We start from the raw sequence: 12,429 nt of genomic DNA, 5'->3' as shown, positions 1-12,429 counted from the left end.
CCCGTCCTGCTGGCGCGCCAGCTCCCGCCCGATCGCCACCGCAATCTCAGGATCGGTCTCGCCAACCGACGCCCCAAAAAACCGCGCCATGCTCCCAATCACTCTCTGCTCGTTCATCGTGTCGGCTCCGGGTTGAGTTTGGCGAGGCGCGAATCGTGCCGTCCGCCGTCGTAGTCGGTCGAAAGAAACGCGGTCAGCGCGTCGAGCGCGACCACATCACCGGTCAGCCGTGCGCCGAGGGCGAGGACATTGGCATTGTTATGCGAGCGCGACAGCCGCGCCTCGGTCGCATCATGCGCCTGCGCGCAGCGTATGCCGGCGTGACGGTTGGCGGCGATCGCCATGCCGATCCCCGAGCCGCACACCAGCAAGCCGAGCCGCGCCTCGCCGCCTTCGATGCGCGCGCTCACCGCATGGGCGATATCGGGATAATCCACGCTCTCGGCGGAATTGGTGCCGCAATCGATCACCCGCCAGCCCGCCTTGCGCGCGGCTTCGGCCAGATGATTCTTCAACGCGAAGCCAGCATGGTCCGCGCCGACGGCGATCGTCTTGTCGTTGGACATGCGAACCGCATAGCACGCACCGCCCGCCGGGTGAAACAACCCCCAAGCGACGGCGCATTGCGCCGGACAAGCTTGCGTCCCGCCCGGCTTCGCGCGATGAGCCGCCTATGATCACCGGCAGTTTCCCCACCACCCGCCTGCGCCGCAACCGCCGCGATGCCTGGACCCGCCGCATGGTCGCCGAGACCGCGCTCTCGGCCGACCACCTGATCTGGCCGGTCTTCATCCGCGACGGCTCGGGCGATCCCACTTCAGTCAACTCGATGCCTGGGGTCGTCCGGGTGGGGCTCGACCGGCTCGCCGCCCATGTCGAGGACGCGGTGAAACTTGGCATCCCGGCCATCGCCCTGTTTCCGGCGACGCCCGCCGAACTGAAAAACCCCGAGGGCAGCGAGGCGCTGAACCCGGAAAACCTGATCTGCCAATCCGCCCGCCTGCTGAAACGCGAATTTCCCGAGCTCGGCCTGATCGGCGACGTCGCGCTCGATCCCTATACCGATCACGGCCATGACGGCGTGCTGCGCGACGGCTACGTCGCCAACGACGAATCGGTCGCCGTCCTGGAGCGTCAGGCAATCATCCAGGCGGAAGCAGGCATCGACATCATCGCGCCGTCGGACATGATGGACGGGCGGATCGGCGGCATCCGTGCGGCGCTGGACGCCGAGGGGCTGATCCACACAAAAATCATGAGCTACGCCGCCAAATACGCGTCCTGTTTCTACGGCCCGTTCCGCGAGGCGCTGGGCTCGCAGGGCGCGCTCAAGGGCGACAAGAAAACCTACCAGATGAATCCGGCCAATTCCGACGAAGCACTGCGCGAAGTCGCGATGGATATCGAAGAAGGTGCGGACATGGTCATGGTCAAGCCCGGAATGCCCTATCTCGACATCGTCCGCCGGGTCCACGACGCCTTCCGCGTGCCGGTCTTCGCCTATCAGGTGTCGGGTGAATACGCGATGCTGGCCACCGCGATGGAACTCGGCCTGCTCGATCGCGAACGGGGAATTCTGGAAACGCTCATCGGTTTCCGCCGCGCCGGAGCGTCCGGCGTGCTGACCTATTTCGCGGTGGAAGCGGCGCGGTTGCTCAAATCGGGCTGAACCGCGCCGCTTCCGTTTACAGGGTCAGAAAACCGCGTGATAGACCACGAGGACGATGATCGCCCCGATCACGGCGACGATCAGGCTGTAGATATTCAGCCCGGTCACACCGGCGCCGCCGAACAGATGAAACACGAAGCCGCCGACCACGGCGCCGATAATGCCGAGCACCATGTCGAGGATGAAACCCTCGCCCTGCTTGTTGACGACCTTGCTCGCGATGAAACCGGCGATCAGCCCGAGGATGAGCCACGCAATGATGGACATTCGGTTGTTCCCTTGAAAATGGAGATCGGCTCGATTTAACGCTTCAGCGCGCCGCGGATTTTGTCCTTGGCCTCGCCCGCCTTGCTTTGCACCTTGCCGGCAATCTTCTCGGCCTTGCCCTCGGCCTCCAGCCGTTTATTGCCGGTCGCCTTGCCGGCGGCTTGCTTCAGGCTGCCTTTCACTTGCTTGCCGGCACCCGCAACCCGATCTTTATCGACCATGACTGAGACTCCCTTTGCCATTGTGACGGCTCCGGCGGATTGCCGGGCCTCAGCTTTTCACATGGGTGAGGGCAAAACCGGCTTCGAGACCCCGCGCCAAAAATCAACGCAAGATTACGGAAATGACACCGCGCCGTCAGGCCATTCCGAGAGCGCGACGATATACGTCGAGCAGCGTCTCCTGCTCCTCGATCTCCGCCGGCTCCTGCTTGCGCATGCGGATGAGCTGGCGCAGCACCTTCACGTCGAAGCCGGCGGATTTCGCTTCCGAATAAATGTCCTTGATGTCGGAGGCGAGCGCCTTGCGTTCCTCCTCCAGCCGCTCGATCCGCTCGACGATGCTTTTCAGCCGGTCCGCCGCGATATTGCCGGTCGTCGCATTGTCAGCCGTATCGAGCACCATCGGTTCTTCTCCAGCCAGATCGGGGAGCCGGCGGAATAGAGCGCGCACCGAATCCGGTCAATGCCCGGCCTTGTTCGCCTGGTTAAATGCCGCCTTCTGCTCCGGCGACGCATCCTTCTGATATTTGGCCTGCCATTCCTTGTAGGGCATCCCGTAAACGATCTCCCGCGCCTCGGGATCGGTCAGCGCGATACCCTGCGTCTCCGCCGCCTCGCGATACCAGCGCGACAGGCAGTTGCGGCAGAATCCCGCGAGGTTCATCATGTCGATATTCTGCACGTCGGTCCGCTCGCGCAGATGCGCCACCAGCCGGCGGAACGCGGCCGCTTCCAGCGCGGTCCTGGTCGTCTCGTCCAATTCGGCTACGTTCATCGCGTTCATCTCCTTACCTGTGCGTCAAGTGGTCATCGACGCACTTGTTTGCCATACGGGGATGCAACATGACGCCCCAAGCGGCGCGACAAAAGGGAAAATTCATGGCTTCTCGCCTCCGGCGCCATCGGCGCACCAAGATCATCGCGACCATCGGCCCGGCAAGCTCGACGCCGGAGATGCTCGCGCAACTCTTCGAATCCGGCGCCGACGTATTCCGCCTCAATTTCAGTCACGGCACCCATGAGGACCATGCCGCCCGGATCGACATGATCCGCGCGCTGGAGCATAAATTCGACCGCCCGATCGGCATCCTCGCCGACGTGCAGGGGCCGAAGCTGCGGGTCGGCGCTTTCCGCGGCGGCCGCGTGCAATTGCAGACCGGCGCGGAATTCCAGCTCGACCTCAACCCCGCGCCTGGCGATACCCGACGGGTCAATCTGCCGCATCCCGAGATCATCGCCGCGGCGAGCATCGGCGCCACCTTACTGCTCGACGACGGCAAGCTGCGCCTGCGCGTCCTGCGCAAGCGCGAGGACCACCTGCTGACCGAGGTAGTCAATGGCGGCCCGCTATCCGACCGCAAGGGCGTGAACGTGCCGGACGTGGTGCTGCCGATCCCCGCGCTGACCGCGAAAGACCGCGCCGATCTCGATTTCGCGCTCGAGCGCGGCATCGACTATATCGGCCTCTCTTTCGTCCAGCGCGCCGAGGACGTGGCGGAAGCCAAGGCGATCGCCGCCGGGCGCGCCCTGGTGATGACCAAGATGGAAAAACCCCAGGCGCTCGACAATCTCGACGCGATCCTCGCCGCGTCCGACGCGGTGATGGTCGCGCGCGGCGATCTCGGCGTCGAGCTGCCGCCCGAGGAAGTGCCGATCGCACAGAAGCGGATCATCCGCGCCGCCCAGTTGCGCGGCGTGCCAGTCGTCGTTGCGACCCAGATGCTGGAATCCATGATTTCCGCCCCCGCGCCCACCCGCGCCGAGGCGTCGGATGTCGCGACCGCCGTGTTCGATGGCGCGGATGCGGTGATGCTGTCCGCCGAGAGCGCCGCCGGCCAATACCCGCGCGAGGCGGTCAACATGATGGACCGCATCGTCGCCAGGGTGGAGCGCGACGAGGACTGGCGGCGCGGGATCGACGCAAAGCGCCCCGATCCCGAGCATTCCTCCGCCGACGCGATCGCCGGCGCCGCCTGGCAGGTCGCCCGCACCATCGGCGCCCGCGCCATCGTCGCCTTCACCAGCTCTGGCGCCAGCGCGCTGCGGGTCGCGCGCGAGCGGCCGGACTGCCCGGTGATCGGCCTGACGCCATCGGTGGAAACCGCGCGCCGCCTCGCCGCCGTCTGGGGGATTCACGCGCTGGTCACCGACGAAATCCACTCGATGACCGAAGCCGTCGCCCTTTCGGCCCGGATCGCGCGCCAGGAAGGTTTCGTCCAGCACGGCGAGGAGATCGTCGTGGTCGCTGGCGTGCCGTTCGGCCAGAGCGGCACCACCAACGCGCTCCGGGTCGCCAAGGCGTGAACCGCACCTTGCCTTAACCCCCCGCTCAAGCCAGTATCGGTCCAAATTGGAGGAGGAGCAAAAAAATGATCGGCGTCGCCGTTCTCTACCCGAAGACCGAAACCTCGCATTTCGACACCGACTACTATCATGCCAAGCATATGAAGCTGGTGCGCGATCTGTGGGAGCCGATGGGCCTGCGCGGCGCGCGCGTGATGCACGGGCAGACCGGACCGGACGGCAAAGCGCCGCCCTATGCGGTTATCACCGTCCTCGAATTCGACAGCCTGGGGGCATTCGGCAAGGCCGCTTCGGCCCATGGCGGAGCGATCATGGGCGATATCCCGAATTTTACCGATGTCCAGCCGGTCATGCAGTTCAACGAGATCATGGCCTGACCGGAACGTTACGCTCGATTTGCTTTACTTTTCGATGGTTCCGCGACTATGTGACCACGGCTGGGCATCGCCCGGCCGGATCGCTTCACGAGATGGGGACGTTTGATGCGCCGGATTGCCCTCGGTTTGATCGCCGCGACGTTTTTGAGCGGCAATGCCTTCGCCTGCATGCAGCCGAGCACCCAGAAGGCGCTCGATGTGGTCGGGCTGAAAAGCACGCTAATGGTCGGCGCCCTCGCCTGCAACCAGCGGCAGGATTACGACACGTTCATGACACGGTTTCAGCCGCATATCCTGGCCGAGCAGCACCGGGTCGACGCCTATTTCCGCCGGCGCCACGGCCGGGCCTTCCACAAATACGAAGACAGCTACATCACCAGCCTCGCCAATGTGCAATCCTCGGCGGGCATTCACGAGGGCAGCAATTTCTGCGGCCGGAGCGAAACCCTGTTCGGCAAGGTTCTGGCGCTGAAGACCCAGACCGAGCTTGACGATTTCGCGCGCCAGGCGCCGGCGGTCCAGCCGATCGTCATGGTCGAATGCGGCATCGTCGAGAGCAGCGCGTTCCGCCGGATGGAGCGCCTGGCGCCCCGGCCGTGACGGTGAAGTGACCGCGCTGAAAGAGCTCCCGTCCCGCCTGCTGTCGGGCGCTGCCAATTTCCGGGCGATTCCCGCCCTGCCGACCGAGAATGGCCGCCATCTGCGCGCCGGTATGATCTATCGTTCCGGCGAATTGTCCAACTTGACCAGAGACGATCTCGCCTGTCTCGAAACACTCGGCATCAAGCTGATCTGCGATCTGCGCAGCAGTGCCGAGCGGCGCCGTTTCGCGACCGCCTGGCCGGCGCTCGCCCCTGCGCGCACCATCGAAATGCCGCCCGACTCCGACCGCGAGGCCGGGATGAATCCGCTGATCGAACGCCTCGCCCGCGAACCCGGTGCCGAGGGCGCGCGGCTTGCGATGCTCGACCTCTACGCGGTGCTGCCGCGCCTGCTGCTGCCGATTCTGACCGAGACGTTCGAGGCGATCGTCGCCGGCTGGGCACTGCCGCTGCTGCTGCATTGCCATGTCGGCAAGGACCGCACCGGCGTCGCGGCCGGAATTCTGCTCCGCGCCGCCGGTGTCGTACAGGATGGGGTCGCCGCGGATTATCTGGAAACCGCAAGGCATCTCGACGGCGCGGCGGAACGCCGCGCGCTCGGCCGCACTCTGGGGCGCCTGCTCGGCCGGGCGATCGACCCCGGCACGCTGGATATGCTCGGAGGAACCGATCCGGCCTACCTCGCCGCCGCGTTCGATGCGATCGACCGAAACTGGGGCGGGTTCGATGCCTATCTGGCGACAGCCGGTCTCACCCCGAGCCGCCGCGCCCGGCTCCAGTCGCTGCTCGTCGCATAAAAAAACCCCGGCCTGAGCCGGGGTTTTCGCAGTCGACAGTGCGCCAGATCAGTGCAGGATGATCTCGACGCGGCGGTTCTGCGGCTCGCGCACGCCCGGACCCGTGGGCACCAGAAGATGCGTCTCGCCATAGCCCTTGATCATGATGTCCTGCTTCGGCACCCCGTCGGAGACCAGTTGCGCCGCGACATTGTCGGCCCGGCGATAGGACAGCTTCATGTTGTAGGCCGGCGTGCCCGAAGTGTCGGTATAGCCGTTCACGTTCAGCCTGGTCACATGCGTGGTCTGCGAGGCGTGCGCCGCCTCGGCGACGATCTGCGTCGCGCGCGGCGTCAGGTTGGCCTTGTCCCAGTTGAAGAACACCAGATAGGTCCGCGCCGGAGCCGGAGCCGGAGCCGCGACCGGAACCGGCGCGGGTGGCGGCGGAGGTGCCGGCGGAAACAGCTCGTAGCGCAACCCGACAAGAATCATATTGTTGGATTCGTGGCCGACCTTGAAGGTCGACGGAACGCCATCGACGATGCCGTGATAGCGGTTGCTGCCGGTGGTGGCGAGGTAGCGGTATTGCAGCGTCGCCGACAGGCCCGGCGCGGCGGGAATCGGGAAGGACAGACCGACGATGCCCTGATAGGCGAGGCTGCCCTTGGTGCCGTGAATATTCACACCGGGCCCGACCGTGACATCGCGCCAGTCGAGGAACTGATAGCCGATACCCGCGCCGACGAACGGATAGACATAGGGCACGCCGATATCGAAATCGTACAGCCCGTTGACCATGAAGCCGTATTTCTTCTCGTTGCCGCCGGCGACAAACTGGGCGCCGCTTTCATCAACCTTATGGGCCTGGTTGTTGAAGTAGTCGCCTTCCAGCTCCACCCGGAAGCCGTTGCCGAAGCCGTAGCCGAATGCGGCCTCACCGGCGAAACCGTTATGGAACAGCATCTTGGCACCGAGATTGGTGGTGACGCCGTCGGCGGTGACGCTCTTGATCTTCCGGCTGTTCATGATGTTGTAGCCGAGCCCGGCGCTCACATAGGGGCCGGTGACCGGCTGCGCCTTCGCCGCGACGGGCAGAAGCGCCGGCGCGGCGATAAAGCTGGCCGCCAAAAGGGTGGTGCGAAACTTCATTCGTTGTCTCCTCGTGCGCCCGGATACCTGTTCAAACATTCGAACCGGCCGTGAGCTGGTCGATGAGCGCTATTTAGCATCGCCCTTGCGCCATTAGGAGATACAACATGGCTTTCGGCGCCGCTTCTGGCCGGTTTTCCACATGCTGTTGCACTGAAGCCACAAAGTCAAGTTTTATTTTGATATCGTCATTATTGTGTTCTTGGCAATATTCAGTGCGGAACAAAAAACCCCGGCCTGAGCCGGGGATAGACCATGCGGTTTGGCACGCAGCCGCCACACCAGCCCTGCGCGCCAAACCGTTTGTTTTTTAGTGCAGGATGATCTCGACGCGGCGGTTCTGCGGCTCGCGCACGCCCGGACCCGTGGGCACCAGAAGATGCGTCTCGCCATAGCCCTTGATCATGATGTCCTGCTTCGGCACCCCGTCGGAGACCAGTTGCGCCGCGACATTGTCGGCCCGGCGATAGGACAGCTTCATGTTGTAGGCCGGCGTGCCCGAAGTGTCGGTATAGCCGTTCACGTTCAGCCTGGTCACATGCGTGGTCTGCGAGGCGTGCGCCGCCTCGGCGACGATCTGCGTCGCGCGCGGCGTCAGGTTGGCCTTGTCCCAGTTGAAGAACACCAGATAGGTCCGCGCCGGAGCCGGAGCCGGAGCCGCGACCGGAACCGGCGCGGGCGGCGGCGGAGGTGCCGGCGGAAACAGCTCGTAGCGCACGCCGAGCAGGATCTCGTGGTTGCCGGAATGGCCCATATTCACCACGGTGCCGTAATCATTGTATTTCCGCGCATGGGTCAGCTCGATGTACTGATACTGGGCGGTCAGCGCCAAACCCGGAACCGAGGTGATATTATAGGCAACGCCGGCGCCGACATCGAAGGCGAAGCTGCCATAGGTGCCGCCGACCTGGGAATCGGGCGCCGGCAGGCCGACATGCTGGAATTTCTGCCACATATAGCCGATACCGCCGCCGATGAACGGCATGAAATTGGTGCCGGTCTGGAAGTCGTAATAGCCGTTCAGCAACAGGCCGTAGGTATTGACGCCGCCATGGACATGGGCGTCGCCGAACAGATGGTCATTGGCCTTGACAGCGGTGTTGCGAAAGAAATTACCGTCCAGTTCGACCCGGAAGCCGTTGCCGAGCCCATAGCCCACGCCGACCTGCCCGGCATAGCTCGGGCGGAAGATCATGGTGCCGGTCTCACCCATGGCCTTCGGCGCGACCGTGTATCTCTGACTTTGCATCAGGCTGGTGCCTAATCCGAGATCGACATAGGGTCCCGTCACCGCGCCGGGCACCTGCCCCAGCATCTGCGCGTGAGCCGAAGACACGGCAAACACCACCGCGGCGGCGGATGTCGCGGCGAGCAGAATCGAACGGTATGTCATGAAGCCTCCATTTGACAAACGAATCCCGCAGATAATGTGGGCCGGGGATCGATTGGGTGCAATAACCTGTCGCGCAGCCGGGCTCGGTTTGTCAATTAAGATATCGTCATCCTAACCAATGCGTTACGCTGCGGCTTCATCCGCCGGAACAGCCGATAACCCTGAACGTCACCGTCGCGTCGCCCACCACCACGGCACCCGGCTCGGAGCGGATCAGCCAGCCTCGGAACAGCGGCGAATCCGGCGCGGCATCGCTCGTCGCGGTATTCTGCGCGTCGTTGGAAGCGGGCCCGGCGATCCGCCTCACCGTAAGGTAAACCGCAGCATCCGGCGGTGCATCCTTCGGCCGCACCACGCAGGCTCCGACCTTGATCCGCAGTTTTCCGCGCGCGAAGCTGGAACCGACCGGCACGCTCAGCCGGGTCACCGCGCCATCCTCCTTGTCGAGCATGTCCAGGATCGCCCCGTCGCGGGGCATCCATACCGGCTTCGCCTGCACCGCCTGGGTCTGGCCGTTCCCCCCGGCCGCACCCGGCGCGGTCCCGGATGTCCCGCGCTGGATCATCGATTTGGGCAACGGGTTGCGCACCAGTCCCGGCGGCTGGGCCAGGGTTAGCGCCGGAACCTGCGGCGACGGCAGGTCGGGAGCCGGCAGCGCCTGCGGCACGGATGCGACCGGCGGCGCTTCCGGCACCGCGAGGACCTGGGGGCTACCTGCCCGCGCGAGACCGATCGCACCGATCGTCCCGATCGCGACAGCGATCGCAATGCGCCCGATCATCTCATTGCGCGCCGTTCGACCCGCCGCCGCCCGACAGGCCGGTCTTCGGCAGCCCGGTCTTCGCCGCCCCGGAATCCGGCGCCGGCGTGCCGCCGCCCTTCGCCGTATTGGAGGCGAAATTCGCCGCGCTGAACACGAATTTACCGAGCAGCGATTCGATATTGATCGCCGACTGGGTCACGATGATCGCACCGCCCGGTTTCAGCATGGTGTTCGACCCGCCCGGCGAGATCGACAGGTAATCGCCGCCGAGCAGCGATTCGCTCTCGATCGCGGCGCTGCTGTCCTTCGGCACCTGTACCTTGGGATTGATCGAGAAATCGACGATCGCCGCATAGCTCTGCGGGTTGAGTTCGGTCTTGGTCACCCGTCCCACCGTCACCCCGGCGATCTTCACCGGCGACCCGACTTTCAGCGGGCCGATATGGCCGAACTGGGCATGCAGAATATAGCCGTTCCGCGCCGCCGTCCTGGTGCTGGAGAAGGTGAAGGCGAGAAACCCCAAGGCGGCCACGATTACGGCCAGTCCTGCGATGATTTCGGAAACACGACGCTGCATCGGATACTTTCTTATTGAAGAATGGGCGGGTGCGGCGCGCGGCCGGCTTCAGGCGTCCGGCGTCCAGGGCTCGTAATCGCCGGAGGCGCGCGCCCGAACGCCGCCCTCATAATCATGGCCGGGCGGGCGATAGGCCCCGGCGCTGCCGGTCTGGTTCGGCACGTAAGGGCGCTGCCACGGGCGGCGCGGTTGCTCCGGCAGCGGCTGGTCGGTGGTGAAGTGCAGCCAGGCGTGCCACTCCGGCGGCACCAGCGAGGCTTCGCGCGCCCGGTTAGCGTAGACCACCCAGCGCCGCCCACGGCCGTCGGGACGGGTCGGCTTGATTTCCTGGTAGTAGCGGTTGCCCGTCGCATCCTGCCCGACGAAGCTGCCGCGACGCATGGTATTCAGCACGAGACCGGGATTGGCGAACAAGGCGCGCCAGCCGCCCAATGAAGCCAGGCTTACGGCGGCAGAACCAGAGTCCGCACCGGCGGCCGGTGCAGTGTCGCTGTTTCCATTCATGCGACGCTCTATAGAGGATCGGGCCGGATCGGTCCATCCGTTCCGCGCCCCGCGCCAATCGACGAGTATCCACAGGATTTTGTGGTCGCTTGCCGGAATATCCACAAGATAGCGTCGATTCCCTCTGGAATGCCCGGCGCGATCGCGTTAGTCTGCCGGCATGTTGAAAGATCGCGCCGGACCGCACCGCCCTGTCCCGTCACCCTGGCGCGGGGTGCGATTGCACCGGGTCGAAGCCGCCGCCGACCCCGATCGGCCAACCGAGCCGGCGATTCTGCCGGCATCCTGGCCGGCGCAATCCGCCGCCGGGCTGATCGCCCTGCGCGCCTCGTCCGCGATGATCGGCGTCGCCGAGGCCGCTTGTGCCTGGATCGACCCGATCGCCGCCGCCGCGCGCGAGGCCGGCATCGCCGAGGATATCGCGACCGCGCTCCATATCCTGCTGCGCGACCGGCGCGCCGCCCCCTCGCCCGGACTATGGCGCGGCAAGCCGGAGACCCTGCCCGGTTTCGTGTTCAACCTTCCCGAATTTCTCGATATGGAAGGCCAGTTCGACCTCGCCGGCTTCGGCACCGCCGTCGAATCGGCAGTGCTGACGCTCAGCCTCGCCAATCCGGCGGCGCAGCGCCTCGCCCTCGGTATGGCCGATCTGTCGCTCCTGCTCGCCCGGCTCGATCTCGATTATGGCAGCGACGATGCCCGCAATCTCGCCGCCGCCCTGGCCGCGCTGCTCGCCGCCCATGCCGATATCGCCTCGGCGCGGCTGCTCGCGCGCGGCATCGCCCCCGGCCAGCCGATCGCCGCGATGACACTGCCGAAATCCTGCCCGATCCAGGGCCTGATCGCGCGCGCCGCCGAGATGCAGCGCGAGGCCACCGCGCTGGGGCTGCGCCAGCACCGCACCCTCACCGGCATCCTGCCGCCTGGCCCGGTTGAAGCCTTGCTCGGCATTGAGACCGTGGGAATCGCCGCCCCGCTCTCGGCGCTCGATTCGGATGGCAGGCTCGCCCGATGGGCGCGCGCCAGGCTTGCCGCCTCGGGCCGCCCGGCGGAGGACGCGCTCGCCGCCATCATCGCCGGCGAAGACCCGTTCGGCGTGGCCGATCGGGCGTCTCTCGCCGCGATCCACGATGCCGTCGCCCCGTTCTGCGCCCTGATGCCCGAAACGCAACAGGCCCTGCCCCCGCGCCACGCAATGGCCGGCGCCGCGCGCGACCCACTGCCCGCAAGACGCGGCGGCTATACCCAGAAAGCCGCCGTGGGCGGCCACAAACTGTTTCTCCGCACCGGCGAATACCCCGATGGCCGACTTGGCGAGATTTTTCTATCGCTGCCGAAGGAAAGCACCGCGTTCCGGGGCCTTGCCGATGCCTTCGCCACCGCGATCAGCCTCGGGCTGCAGCACGGCATGGCACTCGACGAATTCGTCGATGCCTTCGCCTTCACCCGATTCGGTCCAGCCGGCGCGGTCGAGGGCGACCCCGAAATTGCCCAGGCAACCTCGCTGCTCGATTACGTGTTCCGCCATCTGGCCGCCAATTATCTGGATCGCCGCGATTTGCCGGACGCGCCGGAGGCTGAGGAGGCCGCTTCGGATGCCCTCGGGCACGTGCCGCTGCTGCCGCTCGATCTGCCCGCATCGGATACAGCGCGCCCGAAGCGCCAGCGCCCGGTTCTCAAACTGGTGGGATAGTGTGGCGATGCTGAAATTCTTACGGGGTTGTGGCGGCGATTTTAGGAATTTCAGAATCAGAAGCCACACTAGAATCAGAGGTTTTCTAGTGTTCTATCGTTTCGGAAATTCGTAGAACACTTTTGGCAATGTAA

The 12,429-nt window shown here is 65.4% G+C and carries 16 protein-coding genes; 6 read left to right on the top strand and 10 right to left on the bottom strand.

Going from position 1 to position 12,429, the window contains the following annotated elements; genetic code table 11:
- Positions 1-113: 113 nt before the first annotated feature.
- A complete protein-coding gene (gene rpiB / locus L2A60_RS13835; protein WP_235705021.1) occupies positions 114-566 on the bottom strand; it encodes a ribose 5-phosphate isomerase B in 453 nt (150 codons plus the stop codon).
- 107 nt (positions 567-673) lie between these two features.
- Between rpiB and hemB the strand changes: the two genes are divergently transcribed.
- Positions 674-1,669, top strand: coding sequence for a porphobilinogen synthase (hemB, locus tag L2A60_RS13830; RefSeq protein WP_235705020.1), 996 nt, complete (start codon positions 674-676; stop codon positions 1,667-1,669).
- A 24-nt stretch (positions 1,670-1,693) separates the two neighbouring features.
- On the opposite strand, the gene L2A60_RS13825 is transcribed toward hemB, so the two are convergent.
- The 4 genes from L2A60_RS13825 to L2A60_RS13810 all read right to left on the bottom strand — a co-directional run bounded on the left by L2A60_RS13825 (position 1,694) and on the right by L2A60_RS13810 (position 2,932).
- Positions 1,694-1,936: a GlsB/YeaQ/YmgE family stress response membrane protein gene (locus L2A60_RS13825; RefSeq protein ID WP_235705019.1), complete on the bottom strand. Its 243-nt coding sequence runs from the start codon at positions 1,934-1,936 to the stop codon at positions 1,694-1,696.
- Between the two features lie 35 nt (positions 1,937-1,971).
- The gene (locus L2A60_RS13820) at positions 1,972-2,157 is read right to left on the bottom strand and encodes a CsbD family protein (RefSeq protein WP_235705018.1); all 186 of its coding nucleotides are present in this window, start codon (positions 2,155-2,157) and stop codon (positions 1,972-1,974) included.
- 136 nt (positions 2,158-2,293) lie between these two features.
- Complete coding sequence (locus tag L2A60_RS13815; protein ID WP_235705017.1) at positions 2,294-2,560, bottom strand: DUF2312 domain-containing protein; 267 nt, start codon at positions 2,558-2,560, stop codon at positions 2,294-2,296.
- Between the two features lie 57 nt (positions 2,561-2,617).
- Positions 2,618-2,932: a DUF1244 domain-containing protein gene (locus L2A60_RS13810; RefSeq protein WP_235705016.1), complete on the bottom strand. Its 315-nt coding sequence runs from the start codon at positions 2,930-2,932 to the stop codon at positions 2,618-2,620.
- 104 nt (positions 2,933-3,036) lie between these two features.
- Between L2A60_RS13810 and pyk the strand changes: the two genes are divergently transcribed.
- The 4 genes from pyk (at position 3,037) to L2A60_RS13790 (ending at position 6,237) form a co-directional block, all read left to right on the top strand.
- The gene (gene pyk / locus L2A60_RS13805; RefSeq protein WP_235705015.1) at positions 3,037-4,461 is read left to right on the top strand and encodes a pyruvate kinase; all 1,425 of its coding nucleotides are present in this window, start codon (positions 3,037-3,039) and stop codon (positions 4,459-4,461) included.
- 65 nt (positions 4,462-4,526) lie between these two features.
- Positions 4,527-4,838 (top strand): EthD family reductase, encoded by a 312-nt coding sequence (locus L2A60_RS13800; protein ID WP_235705014.1) that lies wholly within the window; start codon positions 4,527-4,529, stop codon positions 4,836-4,838.
- Between the two features lie 105 nt (positions 4,839-4,943).
- On the top strand, positions 4,944-5,438 hold the full coding sequence (locus L2A60_RS13795; protein ID WP_235705013.1) for a hypothetical protein: 495 nt from the start codon (positions 4,944-4,946) through the stop codon (positions 5,436-5,438).
- Between the two features lie 7 nt (positions 5,439-5,445).
- Complete coding sequence (locus tag L2A60_RS13790) at positions 5,446-6,237, top strand: tyrosine-protein phosphatase (protein WP_235705012.1); 792 nt, start codon at positions 5,446-5,448, stop codon at positions 6,235-6,237.
- Positions 6,238-6,285: 48 nt separating this feature from the next.
- On the opposite strand, the gene L2A60_RS13785 is transcribed toward L2A60_RS13790, so the two are convergent.
- The 5 genes from L2A60_RS13785 to L2A60_RS13765 form a co-directional block, all read right to left on the bottom strand.
- Positions 6,286-7,365 (bottom strand): OmpA family protein, encoded by a 1,080-nt coding sequence (locus tag L2A60_RS13785; RefSeq protein ID WP_235705011.1) that lies wholly within the window; start codon positions 7,363-7,365, stop codon positions 6,286-6,288.
- Between the two features lie 310 nt (positions 7,366-7,675).
- Complete coding sequence (locus tag L2A60_RS13780; protein ID WP_235705010.1) at positions 7,676-8,758, bottom strand: OmpA family protein; 1,083 nt, start codon at positions 8,756-8,758, stop codon at positions 7,676-7,678.
- Positions 8,759-8,894: 136 nt separating this feature from the next.
- Entirely contained in the window at positions 8,895-9,539 is a 645-nt protein-coding gene (locus L2A60_RS13775) for a DUF2155 domain-containing protein (RefSeq protein WP_235705009.1), read from the bottom strand.
- Position 9,540: 1 nt separating this feature from the next.
- Positions 9,541-10,098 carry an outer membrane lipid asymmetry maintenance protein MlaD gene (mlaD, locus tag L2A60_RS13770; RefSeq protein ID WP_235705008.1) on the bottom strand — a complete coding sequence of 186 codons (558 nt, stop codon included), beginning with the start codon at positions 10,096-10,098 and terminating at the stop codon, positions 9,541-9,543.
- Positions 10,099-10,146: 48 nt separating this feature from the next.
- Positions 10,147-10,602, bottom strand: coding sequence for an NADH:ubiquinone oxidoreductase subunit NDUFA12 (locus L2A60_RS13765; protein WP_316044773.1), 456 nt, complete (start codon positions 10,600-10,602; stop codon positions 10,147-10,149).
- A gap of 160 nt (positions 10,603-10,762) precedes the next feature.
- Between L2A60_RS13765 and L2A60_RS13760 the strand changes: the two genes are divergently transcribed.
- Complete coding sequence (locus L2A60_RS13760) at positions 10,763-12,295, top strand: TSCPD domain-containing protein (RefSeq protein ID WP_235705007.1); 1,533 nt, start codon at positions 10,763-10,765, stop codon at positions 12,293-12,295.
- The last annotated feature ends 134 nt before the right edge of the window (positions 12,296-12,429 follow it).

Origin of the sequence: Acidiphilium iwatense (assembly GCF_021556475.1) — a bacterium.
In the GTDB taxonomy this organism is placed as follows: Bacteria; Pseudomonadota; Alphaproteobacteria; order Acetobacterales; family Acetobacteraceae; genus Acidiphilium; species Acidiphilium iwatense.
The sequence above is the reverse complement of the archived record's forward strand: the minus strand, read 5'-3'. Positions and strand labels throughout refer to the sequence as shown.

Coding starts and splice junctions, on each gene's coding strand:
- rpiB (WP_235705021.1), bottom strand. CDS start 566: ATGTCCAACGACAAGACGATCGCCGTCGGCGCGGACCATGCTGGCTTC.
- hemB (WP_235705020.1), top strand. CDS start 674: ATGATCACCGGCAGTTTCCCCACCACCCGCCTGCGCCGCAACCGCCGC.
- L2A60_RS13825 (WP_235705019.1), bottom strand. CDS start 1,936: ATGTCCATCATTGCGTGGCTCATCCTCGGGCTGATCGCCGGTTTCATC.
- L2A60_RS13820 (WP_235705018.1), bottom strand. CDS start 2,157: ATGGTCGATAAAGATCGGGTTGCGGGTGCCGGCAAGCAAGTGAAAGGC.
- L2A60_RS13815 (WP_235705017.1), bottom strand. CDS start 2,560: ATGGTGCTCGATACGGCTGACAATGCGACGACCGGCAATATCGCGGCG.
- L2A60_RS13810 (WP_235705016.1), bottom strand. CDS start 2,932: ATGAACGTAGCCGAATTGGACGAGACGACCAGGACCGCGCTGGAAGCG.
- pyk (WP_235705015.1), top strand. CDS start 3,037: ATGGCTTCTCGCCTCCGGCGCCATCGGCGCACCAAGATCATCGCGACC.
- L2A60_RS13800 (WP_235705014.1), top strand. CDS start 4,527: ATGATCGGCGTCGCCGTTCTCTACCCGAAGACCGAAACCTCGCATTTC.
- L2A60_RS13795 (WP_235705013.1), top strand. CDS start 4,944: ATGCGCCGGATTGCCCTCGGTTTGATCGCCGCGACGTTTTTGAGCGGC.
- L2A60_RS13785 (WP_235705011.1), bottom strand. CDS start 7,365: ATGAAGTTTCGCACCACCCTTTTGGCGGCCAGCTTTATCGCCGCGCCG.
- L2A60_RS13780 (WP_235705010.1), bottom strand. CDS start 8,758: ATGACATACCGTTCGATTCTGCTCGCCGCGACATCCGCCGCCGCGGTG.
- L2A60_RS13775 (WP_235705009.1), bottom strand. CDS start 9,539: ATGATCGGGCGCATTGCGATCGCTGTCGCGATCGGGACGATCGGTGCG.
- mlaD (WP_235705008.1), bottom strand. CDS start 10,098: ATGCAGCGTCGTGTTTCCGAAATCATCGCAGGACTGGCCGTAATCGTG.
- L2A60_RS13765 (WP_316044773.1), bottom strand. CDS start 10,602: ATGAATGGAAACAGCGACACTGCACCGGCCGCCGGTGCGGACTCTGGT.
- L2A60_RS13760 (WP_235705007.1), top strand. CDS start 10,763: ATGTTGAAAGATCGCGCCGGACCGCACCGCCCTGTCCCGTCACCCTGG.